The sequence below is a fragment of the Luteimonas sp. R10 genome, from assembly GCF_045689605.1.
In the GTDB taxonomy this organism is placed as follows: domain Bacteria; phylum Pseudomonadota; class Gammaproteobacteria; order Xanthomonadales; family Xanthomonadaceae; genus Luteimonas.
Window position 1 is genome coordinate 3,855,039 of sequence record NZ_CP141262.1, and the last position, 20,549, is coordinate 3,875,587.

At 71.5% G+C, this 20,549-nt stretch carries 17 protein-coding genes and 2 pseudogenes; 9 read left to right on the forward strand and 10 right to left on the reverse strand.

All coding sequences use genetic code 11. The annotated features are described in order from the left end of the window. Positions 1-58 precede the first annotated feature (58 nt). The 3 genes and pseudogenes from U3649_RS16815 to U3649_RS16825 all read right to left on the reverse strand — a co-directional run. A pseudogene (locus U3649_RS16815) lies at positions 59-694 on the reverse strand (DUF6531 domain-containing protein); the annotation flags it as partial. A gap of 60 nt (positions 695-754) precedes the next feature. Continuing rightward, the gene (locus U3649_RS16820) at positions 755-1,885 is read right to left on the reverse strand and encodes a PilT/PilU family type 4a pilus ATPase (RefSeq protein WP_407352438.1); all 1,131 of its coding nucleotides are present in this window, start codon (positions 1,883-1,885) and stop codon (positions 755-757) included. Positions 1,886-2,009: 124 nt separating this feature from the next. Next, positions 2,010-3,047 (reverse strand): type IV pilus twitching motility protein PilT, encoded by a 1,038-nt coding sequence (locus U3649_RS16825; RefSeq protein ID WP_407352439.1) that lies wholly within the window; start codon positions 3,045-3,047, stop codon positions 2,010-2,012. A gap of 150 nt (positions 3,048-3,197) precedes the next feature. Between U3649_RS16825 and U3649_RS16830 the strand changes: the two genes are divergently transcribed. The 3 genes from U3649_RS16830 to U3649_RS16840 all read left to right on the forward strand — a co-directional run bounded on the left by U3649_RS16830 (position 3,198) and on the right by U3649_RS16840 (position 5,675). After that, positions 3,198-3,908: a YggS family pyridoxal phosphate-dependent enzyme gene (locus U3649_RS16830; RefSeq protein WP_407352440.1), complete on the forward strand. Its 711-nt coding sequence runs from the start codon at positions 3,198-3,200 to the stop codon at positions 3,906-3,908. Positions 3,909-4,095: 187 nt separating this feature from the next. Next, a complete protein-coding gene (gene proC / locus U3649_RS16835; protein WP_407352441.1) occupies positions 4,096-4,950 on the forward strand; it encodes a pyrroline-5-carboxylate reductase in 855 nt (284 codons plus the stop codon). A 227-nt stretch (positions 4,951-5,177) separates the two neighbouring features. Then, complete coding sequence (locus U3649_RS16840; RefSeq protein ID WP_407352442.1) at positions 5,178-5,675, forward strand: DUF4426 domain-containing protein; 498 nt, start codon at positions 5,178-5,180, stop codon at positions 5,673-5,675. Between the two features lie 134 nt (positions 5,676-5,809). On the opposite strand, the gene U3649_RS16845 is transcribed toward U3649_RS16840, so the two are convergent. Then, on the reverse strand, positions 5,810-6,205 hold the full coding sequence (locus U3649_RS16845; protein ID WP_407352443.1) for a DoxX family protein: 396 nt from the start codon (positions 6,203-6,205) through the stop codon (positions 5,810-5,812). Between the two features lie 219 nt (positions 6,206-6,424). Here U3649_RS16845 and U3649_RS16850 point away from each other — a divergent pair. Beyond that, a pseudogene (locus tag U3649_RS16850) lies at positions 6,425-7,829 on the forward strand (MFS transporter). On the opposite strand, the gene U3649_RS16855 reads toward U3649_RS16850, so the two are convergent. Then, entirely contained in the window at positions 7,830-8,729 is a 900-nt protein-coding gene (locus tag U3649_RS16855; RefSeq protein ID WP_407352444.1) for a cobalamin-binding protein, read from the reverse strand. After that, positions 8,726-9,328, reverse strand: coding sequence for a pyridoxamine 5'-phosphate oxidase (pdxH, locus tag U3649_RS16860; RefSeq protein WP_407352445.1), 603 nt, complete (start codon positions 9,326-9,328; stop codon positions 8,726-8,728). Before pdxH ends, U3649_RS16855 begins: the two co-directional genes overlap by 4 nt. Positions 9,329-9,345: 17 nt before the next feature. Here pdxH and U3649_RS16865 point away from each other — a divergent pair, with 17 nt between their 5' ends. Further along, positions 9,346-10,167 (forward strand): kinase, encoded by an 822-nt coding sequence (locus U3649_RS16865; RefSeq protein WP_407352446.1) that lies wholly within the window; start codon positions 9,346-9,348, stop codon positions 10,165-10,167. Positions 10,168-10,386: 219 nt separating this feature from the next. Here the strand turns inward: U3649_RS16865 and U3649_RS16870 are convergent, their stop codons facing one another. Further along, a complete protein-coding gene (locus U3649_RS16870; protein ID WP_407352447.1) occupies positions 10,387-10,590 on the reverse strand; it encodes a dodecin family protein in 204 nt (67 codons plus the stop codon). Positions 10,591-10,720: 130 nt separating this feature from the next. On the opposite strand from U3649_RS16870, the gene U3649_RS16875 reads away from it, so the two are divergent. The 4 genes from U3649_RS16875 to hemE all read left to right on the forward strand — a co-directional run bounded on the left by U3649_RS16875 (position 10,721) and on the right by hemE (position 14,095). After that, positions 10,721-11,287, forward strand: coding sequence for a shikimate kinase (locus U3649_RS16875; protein WP_407352448.1), 567 nt, complete (start codon positions 10,721-10,723; stop codon positions 11,285-11,287). Beyond that, positions 11,284-12,390, forward strand: coding sequence for a 3-dehydroquinate synthase (gene aroB / locus U3649_RS16880; RefSeq protein WP_407352449.1), 1,107 nt, complete (start codon positions 11,284-11,286; stop codon positions 12,388-12,390). Before U3649_RS16875 ends, aroB begins: the two co-directional genes overlap by 4 nt. A 299-nt stretch (positions 12,391-12,689) precedes the next feature. Continuing rightward, a complete protein-coding gene (locus U3649_RS16885) occupies positions 12,690-12,947 on the forward strand; it encodes a WGR domain-containing protein (RefSeq protein WP_370565261.1) in 258 nt (85 codons plus the stop codon). Positions 12,948-13,021: 74 nt separating this feature from the next. After that, positions 13,022-14,095, forward strand: coding sequence for a uroporphyrinogen decarboxylase (gene hemE, locus U3649_RS16890; RefSeq protein ID WP_407352450.1), 1,074 nt, complete (start codon positions 13,022-13,024; stop codon positions 14,093-14,095). Positions 14,096-14,115: 20 nt separating this feature from the next. On the opposite strand, the gene U3649_RS16895 is transcribed toward hemE, so the two are convergent. The 3 genes from U3649_RS16895 to U3649_RS16905 form a co-directional block, all read right to left on the reverse strand. Beyond that, positions 14,116-15,723 carry an ATP-dependent DNA ligase gene (locus tag U3649_RS16895; RefSeq protein ID WP_407352451.1) on the reverse strand — a complete coding sequence of 536 codons (1,608 nt, stop codon included), beginning with the start codon at positions 15,721-15,723 and terminating at the stop codon, positions 14,116-14,118. A 43-nt stretch (positions 15,724-15,766) separates the two neighbouring features. Then, positions 15,767-16,765, reverse strand: coding sequence for a ligase-associated DNA damage response exonuclease (locus U3649_RS16900; protein ID WP_407352452.1), 999 nt, complete (start codon positions 16,763-16,765; stop codon positions 15,767-15,769). Between the two features lie 194 nt (positions 16,766-16,959). Next, the gene (locus tag U3649_RS16905) at positions 16,960-20,526 is read right to left on the reverse strand and encodes a two-component regulator propeller domain-containing protein (RefSeq protein ID WP_407352453.1); all 3,567 of its coding nucleotides are present in this window, start codon (positions 20,524-20,526) and stop codon (positions 16,960-16,962) included. Positions 20,527-20,549 lie beyond the last annotated feature (23 nt).

Consider the following 20,549-nt stretch of genomic DNA (forward strand, 5'->3'; position numbering starts at 1 on the left):
GCCTTGCATCCAGGCTCCGTGGACTTGCTTCAGATCCATCAACATCGAAGAGGATCCGATCTCCATTTGAGCGCTCGACCCATACCGAGCTTGGCTCATTCGAGCCTTCAGCGTATACAGACTGAAGCGACATCTCGAAGCTATGGCGCCACCTTTTTCCAAATATAGAGTTCTGGTGACGGTATCCGCTCGAATAGATTCGAGAAAACGTCAATCCGTTTTCGATAGAGAAATCCTCCTCCCTCTGAACCTTGTTTCCGAGAGCAGAATGTATTGGATTAGATCCATTTTCTCCTGCCGGGCAAGTATCAGAATTCCTGCCAAGACTCACGTGACCAGGTGGTAGGTCGCTATCAGGCAGTCTGTAATGAACGTCGTGCTGATACAGATCACTTCTAGACCGTCCATTTGTATTAGCGCAAGTCAATTCTTTGTAAAAGTGACTGTTTTCCCTCTCAACTACTCGCGCACGGTCAAAGTATATTTTACTCCCGTCCCCGAGCCACCCACCCGCCCATGCGGCTACGCACGTTTGATCGTCTCCATCCGGCAGGGCCGCGATCAGTTCGGCTGCTTCCGACCTAAGATCGCAAACGTACCAATAGCTGTTGCGAGTTAATCGCTTAAATTCACATGATGCTGCTGCGCCGCCACAAGCCAGCAAAAGAAGTGCAAGAAGAAAGATTCTTATCATTTAGCTGTCCCTAGCATGTAGGCTCCCTGAGTACTGTTTCTCAGGTATCCTGCATCAACCTCAGTTCGCCTCCGCGACCTCCACCCCGTCCAGCCCCTGGCTGAGCGTGCGGGCGTCGCCGCCCTGGGCGAGCTTGATGCGCAGGCGCACCTCGTTGGCGGAGTCGGCGTAGCGCAGGGCGTCCTCGTAGGAGATCTCGCCGGCCTGGTAGAGCTCGAACAGGGCCTGGTCGAAGGTCTTCATGCCGAGGTTGGTGGACTCCTTCATGACGTCCTTGAGCTTGTGGATCTCGCCGTCGCGGATGTAGTCCTGCACCAGCGGAGTGCCGAGCATGATCTCCATGGCGACGCGGCGGGCCTTGCCGTCCGGGGTCGGGATCAGCTGCTGGGCGACGACGCCCTTGAGGTTGAGCGAGAGGTCCATCAGCAGCTGGCCGCGGCGGTCCTCGGGGAAGAAGTTGATGATGCGGTCCATCGCCTGGTTGGCGTTGTTGGCGTGCAGGGTGCACAGCACCAGGTGGCCGGTCTCGGCAAAGGCGATGGCGTGGTCCATGCCCTCGCGGGTGCGCACCTCGCCGATCATGATCACGTCCGGCGCCTGGCGCAGGGTGTTCTTGAGCGCGTTCTCCCAGCTGTCGGTGTCGATACCGACCTCGCGCTGGGTGATGATGCAGCCCTCGTGCTTGTGCACGAACTCGATCGGGTCCTCGATGGTGATGATGTGGCCGGTGGAGTTCTGGTTGCGGTAGCCGATCATCGACGCCAGCGAGGTCGACTTGCCGGTGCCGGTGGCGCCGACGAAGACGATGATGCCGCGCTTGGTCATCGCCAGGGTCTTGATGATCGGCGGCAGGTTGAGCTCCTCGATCGTCGGGATCCTGGTCTCGATCCGGCGCAGCACCATGCCGACCTGGTTGCGCTGGTAGAAGCACGACACGCGGAAGCGGCCCACCCCGGACACGCCGATGGCGAAGTTGCACTCGTGGGTCTTCTCGAACTCCTCGCGCTGCGGCGGCGACATCACGTTGAGCACCAGGTCGCGCGACTGCTGCGGCGTGAGCGGGTTCTGGGTGATCGGCGAGATCTTGCCGTGGACCTTGATCGACGGCGGCATGCCGGCGGTGATGAACAGGTCCGACGCCTTCTGGTGCGCCATCAGCTTGAGGAACGAGGTGAAGTCGATGCTGCTCATAAGTGGCTCCTACGGAGCCGGGATTCGGGATTGGTGATTCGGGATTCGCAAGAGCGAAGCCCCACTTCCCGCAAATCCTGGCTTTTACGAATCCCGAATCCCAAATCCCGAATCCCGCGCCTGTTCATTCGAACAGGCGTTTGTCCTTCGCGTAGTCCTTGGCCTGCGCACGCGTGACCAGGCCGCGCTTGACCAGGTCCTGCAGGTGCTGGTCGAGAGTCATCATGCCGACCGACTGGCCGGTCTGGATGGCCGAGTACATCTGCGCCACCTTGTCCTCGCGGATCAGGTTGCGGATGGCGGGGGTGCCGACCATGATCTCCCAGGCCGCGGTGCGGCCGCCGCCGACCTTCTTCAGCAGGGCCTGGCTGATCACCGCGCGCAGCGACTCGGACAGCATCGAGCGCACCATCGGCTTCTCGCCGGCGGGGAACACGTCGATGATGCGGTCGATGGTCTTGGCCGCGCTCGAGGTATGCAGGGTGGCGAACACCAGGTGGCCGGTCTCGGCCGCGGTCAGCGCCAGGCGGATGGTCTCGATGTCGCGCATCTCGCCGACCAGGATGTAGTCGGGATCCTCGCGCAGCGCCGAGCGCAGGGCCTCGTTGAAGCCGTGGGTGTCGCGGTGCACCTCGCGCTGGTTGATCAGGCACTTCTGCGCGGTGTGCACGAACTCGATCGGGTCCTCGACGCTGAGGACGTGGCCGTACTCGTTCTTGTTGATGTGGTCGATCATCGCCGCCAGCGTGGTCGACTTGCCCGAGCCGGTCGGGCCGGTCACCAGGATCAGGCCTTGCGGCTGGTCGATCAGCTGCCGGAACACCGGCGGACAGCCCAGGTCCTCCAGGGTCAGCACTTCCGAGGGCACGGTGCGGAACACCGCGCCGGCGCCGCGGTTCTGGTTGAAGGCGTTGACGCGGAAGCGCGCCAGGCCCGGGATCTCGAACGAGAAGTCGACCTCGAGGAATTCCTCGTAGTCGCGGCGCTGCTTGTCCGACATGATGTCGTAGACCAGCGCGTGCACCTGCTTGTGGTCGAGCGCCGGGATGTTGATGCGGCGCACGTCGCCATCGACGCGGATCATCGGCGGAAGTCCCGCCGACAGATGCAGGTCCGATGCCTTGTTCTTGACCGAGAACGCCAACAGTTCGGCGATATCCATGCGTGTCCCCTGCACAGCAACTGTATCGATGAGGCCCGGACCAGCGCCAAGGCTGGCCCCAGCCTACCCCCGGGCGGCAGTATAGCCCTCTACTCGCGTCACAAATCCAGCCCGCAAACACCAGGCCGGCGCGCTCCGGCGATCCCGACGATGCCCCAGGACACCGAACTCGCCCGACGGCTGCAGGCCGTGACACTCAGGATCGTCAACGCCGCCCGCCATGCGGACCGGCCAGCGCCGGCGCTGCTGGCGGTCGGCAAGACCCGCGATGCCGGGGAGATCGACGCCCTGTGCGCGCTGCGCATCGCGCTGGGCGAGGCGCGGTCCGGTTTCGGCGAGAACTACGTGCAGGAAGCGGCCGGCAAGATCGAAGCGCTCGCGAACCGGCCGATCGAGTGGCACCTGATCGGCCACCTGCAATCGAACAAGGCGAGGCAGGCGGCCGAGCTGTTCGACTGGGTGCAGACGATCGACCGACCGAAGCTGGTCGCCGCGCTGGCGCGCCACCGCCCGCCGCGGCGTGCGCCGCTGAATGCGCTGGTGCAGGTCAACATCGACGACGAAGGCAGCAAGCACGGCTGCCGCCCGGCGGACGTGCCGGCCCTGGCCGCGGCGATCGCCGCCGAGCCGCGGCTGGTGCTGCGCGGGCTGATGGCGATCCCGGCGCCGCACCCGGACCCGGGGCGCCGCCGCGGCGCCTTCGCGCGGATGCGGGCGCTGTACGAGGCGCTGGCGGCGGCGCATCCGACGGTCGACACGCTGTCGATGGGCATGAGCGACGATCTCGAGCAGGCGATCGCCGAAGGCGCCACGCTGGTCCGGGTCGGCACCGCGCTGTTCGGGCCGCGGGAACGCCGGTGAATCGCACCCGTCGGCGACACCCCCCGTAGAGCGGAGCTTGCTCCGCTGCTCCTCGCGCCGGAGAGCCGCCGGCAAGGGCAGCCGAGCAAGCTCGGCTCTACGGCGACCCGGATCGCGCGGCCGGCGATGTGCGTTCCCGCGGTCGGTCAGGCATCCTAGGCGGTCGGCACGTACCGGATCGCTCTCCATGTCCACAGCACCCGAACGCCGCCCTGCGCCCGCCGCGCCGGGCACCGTGGCCTTCATCGGCGGCGGCAACATGGCCCGCAGCCTGATCGGCGGATTGATCGCCAACGGCGCGGCGCCGGCGACGGTCCGCGTCGCCGAGCCGAACGAGGCCACCCGCCAGGGCCTGGCCGCCGATTTCGGCGTGTCGGTGTTCGCCGATGCCGGCACCGCGGTCGACGGCGCCGACGCCTGGGTGTTCGCGGTCAAGCCGCAGGTGATGCGCGAGGTCTGCGCGACGCTGCGCGACAAGGCCCGGGCCGAACGGCCGATGGCGGTCTCGATCGCCGCCGGCATCACCTCGGCGCAGCTCGATCGCTGGCTCGGCGGCGACATGGCCGTGGTGCGCACGATGCCCAACACCCCCGCCCTGCTCGGCGCCGGCGTCACCGGGCTGTATGCCAACCCGCGGGTCGACGCGGCCGGCCGCGCGCGGGCCGAGGCGCTGCTGGCGTCCGCGGGCACCACCGTCTGGATCGACGACGAGGCGAAGATGGACGCCGTGACCGCGGTCTCCGGCAGCGGCCCGGCCTACGTGTTCCTGCTGGCCGAGGCGATGGAAGAGGCGGCGAAGGCCGAGGGCCTGCCCGCCGACACCGCCCGCACGCTGGTGCTGCAGACGGTGCTCGGCGCCGCGCGCATGCTCACCGAGTCCGGCGAGTCGCCGGCCGAGCTGCGTCGCCGGGTGACCTCCCCCGGCGGCACCACCCACGCCGCGGTGGAGACGTTCGAGGCCGGCGGCCTGCGCGCGTTGGCGGCGCAGGCGATCCGCAACGCGACCGTCCGCGGCGGCGAGCTGTCGGCGGCCAATGACTGAGCCGCGCCGCGCCGCGCCGCGCCGCGCCGCGCCAGGCAGTCCCTTCCGCCGCGACGCAGCCAGCCCCGTCGCCACGGGCGGTACAAATGAATAGCCGCGCCCATCATGGTGAAGGCAGCCCCCGTCCCGTGGGCGATTCACTGGCACCGCCCGTGGCGACGGCCCGCTCTTCACCCCAGCGGAAAAGATTGCCTGGCGCGGCGCGCTCCTGCGGATCGGCGGCGACGATGGGCCGGATCGCGGTAGTCGCGATGCTGCTGGCGACCGCGCTGTCCGCCTGCGGCGTCGCCCCGGTGCCGCCCGACGACCGCGCCGCGCAGAGCCGCCGCGCGGCGGTGGTGCGCGCCGGCGACGTCACCGTCCGTGCCAGCGTGGTGCCCACCGCGACGTTGAACGAGGCCGTGGCACGGCAGTACGGCATCGAACGCAGCCCACGCAGCGTGTTGCTGCTGGTCGGCGTGCGCGAGGGGCCGGAGCGGCAGGAAACGGCACTGCCGGCGCGGATCCGGGGCAACGTCATCGACCTGCGCGGCGTGCGCCAGCCGCTGGAACTGCGCGAGGTGCGCAGCGGCGATGCCGGGTCGGATCCGCAACAGGCACTGCTCGACTACGTCGGCGTCGTCCGCGTCACCCCGCCGGACACCTTGCGCTTCGACCTGGAGATCGTGACCGAAGACGGGGTGCGCTCGGAGCTGCGCTTCAGCCGCGACGTCTATCCGCAATGAGCGGACACGCGGCAGGTTCGCTCGACTGATCTGAGCGCCGGAGGCTGGAGCAGCGGAGCAAGCTCCGCTCTACGGGTGGCGGCCACCGGCAGGCATCGATCCAGGCGGAGCGGGCGGTGCCCGGCGCGGCGGCGTCAGCGCGCGTTGACCGAGAAGCGCCCGGGCCCCAGCAGCGCGACCGTGACCGCGGCGACCAGGAACATGGCCTGCAGTTCCAGCGCCCAGCCGCCCTGGGCGTTCAGCTGGCCGAACTGTCCCAAGTGCGCCAGCCACAACGCGAACAGCATGTGCACCGCTACCAGCACCGCGCCGAGGCGGGCATGGAAGCCGACGATCAGCATCAGCGGCGCCAGCACCTCGCCGACCAGCGCGCCGTAGGCGAGGAAGGTCGGCCAGCCGTGCATCTGTAGCAGCGATTCGATCGGGTCGAGCCCGTTGCGCAGCTTGGCGACGCCGTGCATCAGGATCAACGCGCCCAGGGTCGCACGCAGCAGCAGCCGGGCCAGATCCTGCATCGCCGCCTGGTTCATCGCGTCGCTCCGGGGAAGGAAGCGGTGATGATCGCAGGCGCGCCCGCCGATGGGAACCGCCTCGCACGGCGGGCGGCCAAGGAATCGCTGGCAGGAGCGGACGAGATCGCCCGCCACCCCGGCGCGAAGCGGGATCCGTCCGTCCATCCCCGACCGGCACGTTGATCTCGAGCGGGCTCGAGGTCCTAAGCTGCGCACTTGTCTTTGCCGAGGTGCCGAATGCGGACGCAGGAGGATGTCGAGGCGCCGGCGCCGGCGCCGGGCGCCGCCGCCGCTCCCGGACGACCGGAAGGCGTGCTGTCGCCGCGCTACCGGACGTTGACGATCGGCATGGTGGCCCTGGTGTCGCTGGTGGCCTTCGAAGCGCTGGCGGTCGCCACCGCGATGCCGACCGTGGCCCAGGCGCTGGACGGGCTGCCGCTGTATGCGCTCGCGTTCGGCGGCACGCTGGCGGCGAGCGTGGTCGGCATGGTCACCGCCGGGCGCGGCGCCGATGCGCGCGGTCCGGCGCCGGTGCTGTGGCGCGGGAGTGGCCTGGTTCGTCGCCGGCCTGCTGGTCGCCGGACTGGCGACGAACATGGCGGTGCTGCTGGCCGGCCGGATCGTGCAGGGCTTCGGCGCCGGCGCGCTGTCGGTCGCGGTCTACGTGGTGGTGGGACGGACCTATCCGGTCGCATTGCGGCCGCGCGTGTTCGCCGCGTTCTCGGCGGCCTGGGTGGTGCCGTCGCTGATCGGTCCGGCCATCAGCGGATTGATGGTGGAGCACCTGGGCTGGCGCTGGGTGTTCCTGGCGGTGCCGCTGCTGGCGATCCCGGCGGCATGGCTGATGCGGCCCGGATTGCGCGGCTTGGCCGCGGCGCAGGCAGGCGCGAGTGCGGAAGGCGACGATCGCCTGCCCTGGGCGGTGCTCGCGGCCGCCAGCGCCTGCGCCCTGCACCTGTCGGCGCAGCGCCACGACGCCCTCGGCTTCGCCCTGCTGGCGCTGTCGCTCGGCGGGCTGCTGCTCGCGGCACGGCGGCTGCTGCCGGACGGCAGCTTCGGCCTGCGGCGCGGGCTGCCCAGCGTGATCGCGCTGCGCGCGCTGGCCAGCGCCGCGTTCTTCGGCACCGAGGTCTTCATCCCGCTGATGCTGTCGCGCGAGTTCGTGCTGTCGCCGGCCTGGGCCGGGGTGGGCCTGAGCGTGGGTGCCCTCGGCTGGTCGCTCGGCTCCTGGTACCAGGGCCACACGACGCGGGCGTGGACCCGCGCCGCGCTGCTGCGGGTCGGCCTGACGCTGATGGCCGCCGGCATCGCACTGGTGCCGCTGGGACTGGTCCTGCCCGGTGGCATGGCACTGGCTCTCGTGGGCTGGACGCTGACCGGCCTGGGCATGGGGGTGACCTATCCCAGCCTGTCGGTGCTCACCCTGGCGCTGTCGGCGCCGGCGGAACAGGGCCGCAACAGTTCCGCGCTGCAACTGGCCGACGCGCTCGCCATCGCCACGGTGCTGGCGGTGAGCGGTTCGGTGGTGGCGACCTTGCTCGCGCGCGCGCCGGCGCTGGCGTTCGGCCTGAGCTTCGCGCTGACCTGCGCGCTGGCGGCCGTCGGCGCCGCGCTCGCCGGGCGCACCCGCGCGCCGGCCTGATTAGCGCGCGTGGCGCGCGGCCCAGGCCTGCACGATGTCCGCGATCGCGCGCACGCCGTCGGTCAGCGCGGCGGGGCCGGGCTGCAGGATCAGCGGCGACTTGATCTCGTGCAGCTCGCCGTCGCGTACCGCCGGCACCGCCGCCCAGCCCGGCCGTGCGGCCACCTTCTCCGGCCGGAAACGCTTGCCGCACCAAGAGCCGAGCACGATGTCCGGCGCGCGCCGGGCCGCCTCGGCGCCGTCGGCGAGGATGCGCTGCCTGGCCAGCGGCTCGGCCGCCAGTTCCGGGAACACGTCGTCGCCGCCGGCGATGCGGACCAGTTCGGCGACCCAGCGGATGCCGGTGATCGGCGGCTCGTCCCATTCCTCGAAGTACACCTTCGGGCGCCGCGGCAGGCGCGCCGATTCCGCCGCGACCGCGTCGAGCCCACGCCGCAGCTCGTCCGCGTAGGCATCGGCGTGTGGCCCGGCCCCGACCAGCGCCCCGAGCCGGCGCACGTAGTCGAGGATGCCCTCGACGCTGCGGTGATTGCTGATCCACACCTCCACGCCGTTGCGCACCAGCTCGGCGGCGATGTCGGCCTGGATATCGGAAAACCCGATCGCCAGATCCGGCCGCAGCTCCAGGATTTCGTCGATCCTGGCGCTGGTGAACGCGCTGACCTTCGGCTTTTCCTTCCGCGCCCGCGGCGGACGCACGGTGAAGCCGCTGATGCCGACGATGCGGTCCTGCTCGCCGAGCGCGTACAGCGTCTCGGTGGGCTCCTCGGTCAGGCAGACGATGCGTTGCGGCCCTGCGGGCCGCCGGGATTCGGGATGGGGGATTCGGGATGGGGCAAGAGCAGAACGTTCCCGCCCTTGCGAATCCCCAATCCCCAATCCCGAATCCCGGCTCTTCATGGATACAGCATCCGCTTGGACCATTCGCCGGCACGGTCGCAGACGTACAGCTGGCGCTCGTGCAGGCGGTACTCGCCGGCGTACCAGAACTCGATCCGCTCCGGGCGCGCGCGCAGGCCGCCCCAGCGCGGCGGGCGCGGCACCGGGCGGCCGTCGAATTCGCGCGTGCGGTCGGCCAGCTGCCGTTCGAACGCCTCGCGCGAGTCCAGCGCCTGCGACTGTTTCGAGGCCCAGGCGCCAAGCTGGCTGCCGCGCGGGCGTCCGGCGAAATAGGCGTCGGCCTCGGCATCGTCGACCAGCGCCACCGGACCCTCGATCCGCACCTGCACGCCGCCGCGCACGCGCGGCCAGTAGAACAGCAGCGCCGCGCGCGGGTTGGCCTGCAGCTCGCACCCCTTGCGTCCGTCGAGGTGGGTGTAGAACACGAAGCCGCGCGCATCGTGCGCCTTCAGCAGCACGATCCGCGCCGACGGCCGGGCGTCGAGCGCGGCCGTGGCGAGGGTCATCGCGGTGCGGTCCGGTTCGCCCGCGGCCTGCGCCTGGGCGAACAGCGCATCGAAGGTGGACAGCGCTTCGGCGTAGAGGTCGGTGTCGGTCATTGCGCTATTGTGGCGCGATGGCGCCGCCCCCGCACCCGACGTCCGGCAACGGTTTCGCCAATGCCTTCGTGGCGCGGGTGCTCGACGACGCGCTGGCGTCCGGCGCCCGCGTCTACGGCATCTGCGGGCTGCAGGGCAGCGGCAAGTCGACGCTCGCCGACCAGGTCGCGGCGCTGGCGCGGGCGCGCGGGATCCGCACCACGACGGTCTCGCTCGACGACTTCTATCTCGAACGCGCCGCCCGCGCCGCCCTCGCCCGCGATGTCCACCCCCTGCTCGCCACCCGCGGCCCGCCGGGCACGCACGATCTCGCCCTGGCCTGCGCGACCCTGGATGCGCTGCGCGCGGGCGCCGCGGTCGCGGTACCGCGATTCGACAAGATCGCCGATACGCGCCTGCCGCGGGGCGACTGGCCGTGCGTGGAGGGGACGGCGCTGACGATCTTCGAGGGATGGTGCCTTTGCACGCCGGCGGAAGACGCGGCGGCCCTGGCGGAACCGGTCAATGCGCTGGAACGCGACGAGGACCGCGACGGGGCCTGGCGAAGCCACTGCAACCGCGCGCTGGCACGCGACTACCCGCGGCTGTGGCGCCGCATCGATCGCCTGCTGTTCCTGCGGCCGCCCGGTTTCGACATCGTGCCGGCGTGGCGCTGGCAGCAGGAACAAACGTTGCAGCGGGCCGCGCCACCGCGGCGCCGGACGATGTCACGCGCCGAGGTCGAGCGCTTCGTGCAGCACTACGAGCGCGTCAGCCGCCAGGCGCTGCGCACGCTGCCGGCGATCGCACAGTGGACGGTCGCGCTGTCGGCCGACCGCGTACCCGATCTCGCACCATAGGAGCGCCCCCCGGACGATGCCGCGCCAGGCAGTCTTCTCCGTTACGACGAGACAAGGCCCGTCGCCACGGGCAGCGTAAATCGATAGCCAAGCCCTTCACGATGGACCAAAACCTCACCCGTTGGCTCGAGACCCGAGCTATTCACTGACACCGCCCGTGGTGACGGCCCATTCCTTAGCTGCGGCGGAAAGAGCTGCCTGGCGCGCCTGGCGCGGCCCTCACTCCACCACGAAGGTGATGCGCAGGTTGACCCGCCACTCCTCGATGTCGCCGTTGTCGCCGACCGCCGCCGTGATCTCGTTGACCCAGACGCCGCGGATGCGTTTCACCGTCTCGGAGGTCTTCTTCAGCCCCTGCTTGATGGCGTCCTCGATGCTGGTGGCGGATGCGGAATTGATCTCGATGACTTTCGCGACAGACATGCGTCCTCCAAAACCGGATTGGGCGGCGCCGGGCGCCAGAACGCCCAAAGTGCGCCCGCGTCCGTAACCGCGGCGCGAACACGGAGTGACGGCGGCGCTAAAGTGCCCGCGCACTGCTAGCATCGCCGTCATGAACCCCGCTTCCAATCTCGTGCTGGTCGGGCCGATGGGCGCCGGAAAGTCCTCGGTCGGCCGGCGGCTGGCCGGCCGTTTCGGCCTGGCCTTCGTCGATCTCGACCACGAGATCGAGGAACGCACCGGCGCCAGCGTCACCATGATCTTCGACTGCGAGGGCGAGGCCGGCTTCCGCGAACGCGAACGCGCCGCGCTGGCGGCGGTGCTCGAACGCGACGGGGTGGTGCTGGCCACCGGCGGCGGCGCGGTGCTCGATGCCGGCAATCGCGCCCTGATGCGCGGACGCGGCTTCGTGGTGCACCTGCACGCCGGGGTCGAGCGGCAGCTCGAGCGCCTGGCGCGCGACCGCTCGCGGCCGCTGCTGGCCGGGGACGATCGCGAAGAGGTGCTGCGGCGCCTGGCCGGGATCCGCGAACCGCTGTACCGCGAGGTCGCCGACCTGCGCTTCGACACCGAAGCCCTGGAAGCCGCCGCCGCGGTGTCGAAGCTCGGGCGCCTGCTGCAGCAGCGCTGGCAGCGGCCCGGCGCGCACACCGGCGGATCGCGAGTGGAATCGGCATGAGCGCCGCCGCACCCGGCCGGATCGAGGTGGACGTGGCGGGCGCGCAGCCGTACCGCATCACCATCGCGCCCGGCCTGCTCGACGACGGCGCCGCGCTGGCGGCGCAGGTGCGCGGGCGCCAGGCGCTGGTGCTCAGCGACGACACCGTGGCACCGCTGTACGCCGCACGCGTGGCCGGGGCGCTGCGCGCGGCGAAGCCGGAACTCTCGCTGGCGCATTTCGCGCTGCCGGCCGGCGAATCCTCGAAGACGCTGCACTGGTTCGGCCGCGCGATCGATGCGCTGGCGGCGCTGGGCGCGCGCCGCGACGCCTGCGTGCTGGCGCTCGGCGGCGGCGTGGTCGGCGACCTGGCCGGTTTCGCCGCGGCCTGCTGGATGCGCGGCATCGACTGCGTGCAGCTGCCGACCACGCTGCTGGCGATGGTGGATTCCTCGGTCGGCGGCAAGACCGCGGTCGACCTGCCGCAGGGCAAGAACCTGGTCGGCGCCTTCCACCCGCCGCGCGCGGTGCTGGCCGACACCGGCGTGCTGCGCACGCTGCCGCCGCGCGAGCTGCGCGCGGGCCTGGCGGAAGTGGTGAAGTACGGCGCGATCGTCGATGCGCCGTTCCTCGACTGGCTCGACGCCCACGCCGACGCGCTGCTGGCGATGGACGGCGACGCCCTGGCGGCCGCCGTCGCCCGCAGCTGCGCGCACAAGGCGGCGATCGTGGAACGCGATCCGTTCGAGCACGGCGAACGCGCGCTGCTGAATTTCGGCCACACCTTCGGCCATGCGATCGAGACCGAGCAGGGTTACGGCGGCCTCAACCACGGCGAGGCGGTCGCGGTCGGCATGGTGCTGGCGGCACAGCTGTCGGAGACGCTGGGGCTGTCGCCGCCCGGGGACGGCGAACGCCTGCGCGCGCTGCTGGCGCGGTTCGGCCTGCCGGTGGCGCTGCCGGCCGGTCTCGATCCGGAATCCCTGCTCGCGCACATGCGCCTGGACAAGAAGGCCCAGGCCGGCGGCCTGCGCTTCATCGTCTGGGAGGGCGCCGGCCGCGCGCGGGTGCTGGCCGACGTGCCGGAGAGCGCCGTGCTGTCGGTGCTGCGCGCTGGCGCCTAGCCGCACGCCAGCGGGGCATCCCGACGTGCTCAACAGCGGAAGCTGATCGGTCCGCCGCTCCCTTCTCCCTGCGGGAGAAGAGCCTGCCCCCGAGTGCTTTGGTCGCGGGGCCGGATGAGGGTACGGCGAAGCGGCAGCGAACTGAACCATCGCGGCTGCCGTATCCTCACCCGATCCCCGCTCCGCGCCAGCGGCGCGCAAGCCATGTGGCTTCGCCCCCGCAGGGAGAGGGGCTTCGAGCGCTCCTGCAGCCGGTCCAATCGGCATCGGCAGATCCAGGACCACTTACAATTGCGCCCATGCGCCTGTTGCTGCAACAACCCGCCGAAGGCCACGAAGCCCCGCGCTTCGTGCAGCTGATGCTGCAGCCGGACCTGCTGGGCGGCTGGACGCTGATCCGCGAGTCCGGGCAGATCGGCGGCCGCAGCCAGCTGCGGCGCGAGCAGTTCCTGGACCAGGCCAGCGCCGCGGCCGCGCTGGAGCAGGCGCGCGACACGCAGCTCAAGCGCGGCTATCGGCTGGTCTACGCCAAGGGCGCCGACGCGCCGAAACCCTGATTCCCTGCCCGTCCCGTCACCCGCGGCGCCCCGGCACGCGTCCGGCGGCACGCCCCGACCCGAGGAAAACCGTCTTGTCCGTACCGCCGAAGAACGACCGCCTGCTGCGCGCGCTGCGCCGCGAACCCGTCGACCGCACCCCCGTCTGGCTGATGCGCCAGGCCGGGCGCTACCTGCCGGAGTACCGCGAGACCCGCCGCCAGGCCGGCAGCTTCCTGGCGATGGCCAAGAACCCGCAGATCGCCTGCGAGATCACCCTGCAGCCGCTGCGCCGGTTCCCGCTCGACGCCGCGATCCTGTTCTCCGACATCCTCACCATTCCCGATGCGATGGGCCTGGAGCTCTATTTCGTCGATGGCGAGGGCCCGAAGTTCCGCCACCCGGTGCGCGACGCCGCGGCGATCGCCAAGCTCGGCGTGCCGGACATGGAGACCGAACTGCGCTACGTGATGGAGGCGGTGCGCACCGTCCGCCGCGAGCTCGACGGCGGGGTTCCGCTGATCGGCTTCTCCGGCAGCCCGTGGACGCTCGCCTGCTACATGGTCGAGGGCGGCGGCAGCAAGGACTTCGGCCGCATCAAGGCGATGGCGCTGAACGATCCACAGGCACTGCATGCATTGCTGTCGGTCAACACTGATGCGGTGATCGCGTATCTCGCCGCGCAGCGGGCGGCAGGCGTCCAGGCGCTGCAGGTGTTCGACACCTGGGGCGGGGTGCTGTCGCCGGCGATGTACCGGGAGTTCTCGCTGCCGTACCTGGCGCGGATCGCCCGCGAGCTCGAGCGTGGCGACGGCGCCCAGCGCACGCCGCTGATCCTGTTCGGCAAGGGCAACGCCGCCCACCTGGAGGCGTTGGCGGACTCCGGCGCCGAGGGCGTCGGCGTCGACTGGCTGGTCGGCCTGGAGGAAGCCGCGCGTCGTACCGGGGGCAAGGTCGCGCTGCAGGGCAACCTCGATCCCGCGGTCGTCTACGGTTCGCCCGGGGCGATCCGCCGCGAGGTCGCCGCCGTGCTGGACGCCTACGCCGCCGGCAACGGCGGCTCGCGCGAGGGCCACGTGTTCAATCTCGGCCACGGCATGTCGCCGGACATGGACCCGGAGCACGTGGCGGTGCTGGTCGACGCGGTGCACGCCCACAGCGCACGCTGATCCGGCCGCGATCGACGCGCTCAGCGCGCCAGCGCGCGCAGGGTGTCCAGCCGGTCCGCCTCGGCCACCGGCTTGTCGTGGCGCCAGCGCAGGATCCGCGGGAAACGCACCGCGACGCCGGACTTGTGGCGGGCGCTGCGGTTGACGGCCTCGAAACCGAGTTCGAAAACGTGCTCGGCGCGCACCGCGCGCACCGGCCCGAAGCGCTCGAGCGTGTTGGCGCGGATCCATCGGTCGAGCGCCAGGATCTCGCGGTCGTCGAGCCCGGAGTAGGCCTTCGCCACCGGCACCAGCGCGTCGCCGTCCCACAGGCCGAAGGTGTAGTCGGTGTACAGGGTACTGCGGCGGCCATGGCCGGGCTGCGCGTACAGCAGCACGGCGTCGACCGTCAGCGGATCGACCTTCCACTTCCACCAGTCGCCGCGACGGCGCCCGGCGCGGTACGGCGAATCGCGCCGCTTCAGCATCAGGCCCTCCACCGCACGCGCGCGGGACGCCTCGCGCAGCGCCGCGGCCTGCGCCCAGTCGGCGGCGTCGACCAGCGGCGAGGCGACGATGCGCGGGTCGCCATGCGCGGCGAGCAGCGCCTCCAGGCGCGCGCGGCGCGTGTGCAGCGGCAGTTCCCGCTGGTCCTCGCCCTCCAGTTCCAGCAAGTCGTAGGCCTGCACGCGCACCGGCGTGTCGGCCAGCAGCTTCGGGCCCGGCTTGCGGCGCTGGATGCGCTTCTGCAGGGCAATGAAGGGCAGCGGCGTGGCGCCGTCGTCGCTGCCCCAGGCCAGCAGCTCGCCGTCGATCACGCAGCCGTCGGGCAGCGCCGCCGCGGCCTGCTCGATCTCGGGGAAGCGGCCGTCCAGCCGCTCCTCGCCGCGCGACCACAGCGCCACCTCGCCGCCGCGGCGGATCAGCTGCAGGCGGATGCCGTCCCATTTCCATTCCAGCAGCCAGTCGCCGAGGTCGCCCAACGACTCCGGCGCCGCCTCCAGCGGCGAGGCGAGGAAGAACGGATACGGCTGCTGGCGGTCGCCAGGCAGCGCTTCCGGTGACAGCAGGTCGCGCATGAACGCCGGCGTCGGCGTCCACGCGCCGAGCATGCGCTGGGCGATGCGGGCGATGTCGACGCCGCTCATCTCCGCCAGCGCCTGCTGCACCGTGCGCCGGGAGACGCCGATGCGCAGCGCGCCGGTGAGCAGTTTGTTGAACACCAGGCGCTCGTCGAAGGACAGCGTGCGCCAGGCCTCGACCACCTGCGCGCGCCGGAGTCCGGGCTCGCGGTTGGCGACCGGCAGCAGGCGCTTCTCGATCCAGTCGGCCAGCGCCACGTCGGCGGCCGGCTCGGCCGGACCGTCGAGCAGCAGCGCCAGCGTCTCGGCCAGGTCGCCGACCTGGTCTCGGCACTCGTCCACCAGCCAACCCGGCAGCCCCGTCTCGGCGGCGATCCACTCGTGCAGTTCGCGGGTGCTGGCGATCCTGTGCTTGGCGCCGGCGATCTTGCCGCCGGACAGCAGGTGCAGCGCCCAGGCCGCATCGCGCGGCGGCGCGTCGCGAAAATAGGCCACCAGCGCCGCGCGCCGGTCGAGCGCGGCGGTGCTGCGATCGAGTTCGCGGTAGAGCGCGGCGAAGCGCTTCATGGGCGGGCGCCGCGGCAGGTGCCCGGGGCCGCCGCCGTCGTGCTCACGCCTCGTCCCCGAAACCGGTGCGGAACGCCTCCGCGGCGATGCCGGCCTCGTTCAACATGCGCACGATCGCGTCGGTGCTGCCGTGGGTGGCGATGACGCGGCGCGCGCCGGTCTCGCGCACGGTGCGCATCAGGGCGGGCCAGTCGGCGTGGTCGGAGACGACGAAGCCGCGATCGTAGTTGCGCCGCCGGCGATTGCCGCGGATGCGCATCCAGCCGGATGCAAAGCCGGTCTGCACGCGGCGGAAGCGCCGCATCCAGGCGCTGCCCGCGGCCGAAGGCGGCGCCAGCACCAGCTCCCCGGCGTAGTCGCGGCCCTGCTCCTGCTCGGCGACCGGATGCGCGTCTAGCATGGCGATGCCGGCGCCGCGATACACCCGCACCCCGGCGGCGATCGCGCCGTGCAGCAGCGCGGGCCGGTCGGTGTGCGCGGCCAGCTCGGCCAGCAACCGCTGCGCCTTGCCGAGCGCATAGCAGAACAGCACCGCCACCTCGCCGCGCGCGGCGCAGTGCTCGCGCCAGGCGACGATGTCGCGCGCGACCTCTCCGGTATCGGGCCAGCGGTACACCGGCAGCGCGAAGGTGGCTTCGGTGATGAAGGTATCGCAGGGCACCACCTCGAACGGCGCGCAAGTGGGATCGGGCTGGCGCTTGTAGTCGCCGGACACGACCCAGACGCTGCCCGCGGCCTCGATCCGCACCTGCACCGAGCCCAGGACGTGCCCCGCCGGATGCAGCGACACCCTGGCATCGCCGAGCGCGAACGATTCGCCATGGCCGTGCGCGCGATAGCGCTGTTCGCCCAGGCGCCAGCGCAACAGCGGCAGCGAGCCGTCGCTGCAGTGGTATTCGACCATGCCGGCACGGGCGTGGTCGCCATGGCCGTGGGTGATCACTACGCGCGGGACTGGCCGCCACGGGTCGATGTGGAAATCGCCGGCCGGGCAGTACAGGCCCTCCGGGCGCAACTCGACGAGATCCTGGGAGGCGGGCATCGGCGCAGTGTGGCCGGCGGAGCGTGGAGGGCGTGGCAAGCGCGGCGGTCGCCCCGGTCCGACTGAAACTCTATCTAGAAGCCGTCCGCCACGGATCCGCGCGGATCCACGCGGATATGCATCGAAGCAGTACCGGAGCTTTTTGCCCCTTCACCGTGGCCTTCCGTGTTGATCCGCGTTGATCCGTGCATGCTTCAAGTCGCACTCCAGTCCGAAGGCTCCCGGCGACCCCGCAGATCGAGCATCGCGCGAATGGTCGCCGCCAGCGCCTCGCCGGTGACCGGCTTGCGCAGGAAGGCGTCGAAGCCGGCGGCGCGCGCCAGCGGCTCGGCATCGGCGTCGGCCCGCGCGGTGACCGCGACCAATGGCCGCTCGAAGCCCTGCGACCGCAACTGCCGCGCCAGGGCCAGGCCGTCGATGCCCGGCAGGTCCAGGTCCAGCAGCGCCAGGTCGAAATCGCCGGCCGCCACTTCGGCGAGCGCCGCCAGGCCATGCCCGACCACGGTGACCCGATGGCCCTGCGTGCGCAGCAGACCGGCAATGACCTCGGCGACGGTCGGGTGGTCCTCGACCAGCAGCAGCTCGCACCCCTCCGGCGCGCACGTCGCCTCCGGCGCGGTCGCCGCGCGCGCCGTCGCCGGCGGCAACGGCAATTCCACCGTGAACCGCGTGCCCTCCCCCGGCGCGCTGTCCACCTCGATCCGACCGTCCATCGCCGCCGCCAGCTCCTGGCAGATCGCCAGCCCCAATCCGCTGCCGCCGTAGCGCGCCGCCGTGCGCGCGCCCTCCGCCTGCTCGAACCGCCGGAACAGCCGCTGCTTCTGCTCCGCGTTCAACCCCGGTCCCGTGTCCGACACCACGAACCGCACCAACCCTTCCCCCGGCTCCACCCGCAGCCCCACCTGCCCCTGCTCGGTGAACTTGATCGCGTTGCCCAGCAGGTTCAGCAGGATCTGCCGCACCCGGCCGGCATCGCCGCGCACCCATTGCGGCACCCCGCGCGCCACCTGCTCCCGGTACGCCAGCCCGCGCTGCTGCGCCAGCGGCGCCATCAGCCCGCTCACGTCGTCCAGCAGCCCGCGCAGGTCGAACGGCTGCGGGTCCAGCTGCAGCTTGCCGGCCTCGATCCGCGCCAGGTCCAGGGCGTCGTTCACCAGCCGCATCAGGTGCTCGCCGGCGCGCCGGATCGACTCGGTGTAGCCGCGCTGGCGCCCGTCCAGCGGCGTCTCCAGCAGCAGTTCGCTCATCCCCAGCACCCCGGTCATCGGCGTGCGCACCTCGTGCCCCAGCGTCGCCAGGAAACGCGTCTTCGCCTCCGACGCCTGCTCGGCCAGCTCGCGCTTGTGCTGCACCAGCTGCCAGGCGCTGCGCCGCCGCAGCCGCGTCCGGTACGCCGCCGCCGCCCACCACGCCAGCAGCAGCCCCGCCGCCACGAACAGCGCCAAGGCCCACGACGTCTTCCACCACGGCGGCCTGACCTCGAACGACAGTTCGTGCGTCCGCGACCAGACGTTGTCGGCGTTGCGCGCCCGCACCTGCAGCGCATAGCGGCCCGGCGCCAGCTGCGAAAAGATCCGCTCCCCGGCCGCCGCCGTCTCCACCCAATCCTCGTCGTGGCCCTCGAGCCGAAACGCGTAGACGTTCGCCGCGGTGTTGCGGAACGACAACAGCCGCGCGACCACCCGCAGGTCGCGGTCGTCGTGGCCGATCGCGAACGGCCGCTCCGGCGCGAAGCGCGTCGGCTCGTCGCGCCCGCGCCCGCGCACGTCGACACGCTCGATGACGAGCCGGGGAACCTGCCCGGAGACGGCCACCCGGGCCGGATCGAACACCACCAGCCCGTCGGGGGTGGCGGCGAGGATGCGGCCGTCGGCCGGCCGCGCCACCGGCGGACGCGCGAACTCCTGCCCCGGCAGCCCGTCCCAGGCGCTGTAGACGCGCACCGTGCGCGCCTCCGGATCCACGCGCACCAGCCCGCGCACGCTGGTCAGCCAGGCGATGCCGGCGGCGTCCACCGCCATGCCGCCGAACATCAGCCGCGGCAGGCCGTCTTCCGGGCCCAGCCCCGGCTCGCAGGTCAGCGCCTGTCCGTTCCAGCGGCACCGCTGCAGGGTGCCGACCCCGGACAGCCAGACCCGTTCCGCGCCCAGCACCGCCAGGTCGGAGCGCACGGCGGAGCCCGCGCCCGGCACCGGCGCCCAGCGTCCGGCTTCCGGCAGCAGGCGCTTGAGGCCGAGCGTCGTGGCGAGCCAGGGCGCGCCGTCGGGTCCCAGGCGCATGTGCCGGATGGCCTCGCCCTGCTCCAGGCCACTGCCGTCCCCCGGCAGGTATTCGCGTCGTATCCGGCCGTCGGCGTCGCGCGCCTGCACCGTCCCGGTTTCGGACGCCAGCCACAGCAGGCCGTCGCCGGTCTCGGCGAAGAACCGTGATTCGCCGCGCGTCGCATCCACCTGGTCGTTGCGGCTCCAGCGGCGGATGCGCCGGTTTCCGGGCTCGATCCGCGCCAGCCCGCCGCGCCACCCGACCCACACCGCGCCATGCCGGTCCTCGTGCACGCCGTCCAGGATCATGCCCTCGCCGATGTCGCTCATGACGTGCCGGATTTCGCCGCTGTCCGGATCGAACCAGTCCAGCACGCCGCCCGAGCCGACCAGCCACATGCCGCCATCGGATGCCGCCGCGATCGCGCGGACGTGGGCGTTCGCCAGCGTGTCCGGGTCGTCGAGCCGCCGGCCCAGCACCGCGAACTGGCTCCAGTGGGCCGGCTGGTACCACAGGCCGTGGCTGTTGCTCACCAGCCAGACGCCGCCTTCGCGATCCTCGTGGGCGGCGGTCCATTGCGGCCGCACCAGGCCCTGCGCCGCCTCGCTGTAGAGCGGCACGTTGCTCACCCGGCCGGCGCTGACGTGGCCGAGCCCCTTCGGCACGTCCAGCCAGCAGTCGCCGCGCGAATCGTGCAGCAGCACCTGCAGTATCCGCAGTTCGGGATCGGCCGATCGCCACGGTGCCGGTGACAGGCGCCCGTCGGCATGCCGCACCGCCACGCCGGCGGTGGTGCCGATCCATAGCGTGCCGTCGTCGTCGAGGTGCAGATGGTTGACGCGACCGCCGGCGACTACGCGATCGATCGGCAGACGCTCGAATCCGCTGCCGGTCCAGCGCGCGACGGCATCGGTCGTCCCGATCCACAATGCGCCGCGCGCGGCCGCGATGGCGACCACGCTGTCGTGGGGCAGGCTGCGGTCGTCGCCCTGGCGCGGCATGTAGCGCGTCATGCGGCCGTCCGGCGCCAGGCGGTGCAGCCCGGCGTTGGCGGTGCCGATCCAGACCGCGCCGTCCGGCGTCACCTCCAGCGACCAGATCTCGTCGCTGCCGAGTTCGGGCGTGTTGGCGCGATTGATGTAGCGGAAGCGATCCCGCTCCGGTTCGTACACCGCCAGCCCGCCGTAGGCGGTGCCGATCCAGAGCCTGCCGTCGGCGTCCAGCGCCAGCGTCCAGACGAAGTTGTCGGGCAGGCCCTGCTCCTCGCGCCAGATGCGGAAGCCGGTGCCGTCGTAGCGGGCCAGGCCGTCGCTGGTGGCGATCCACAGGTAGCCGTGGCGGTCCTCCACCAGCGCGTTGATGCGGTTCGAGGGCAGCCCGTCGGCGACGGTGAACTGCCGCGGCCGCGGCGTGTCGGGCAGGGCCGCGGCCGCGGCCAGCGGCGCCAGGCACAGCAGCAGCGCCAGGCAACGGACGCCGAGATCACGCAGACCCCTCATGTTCCCCAAGACCCCCTCACCGC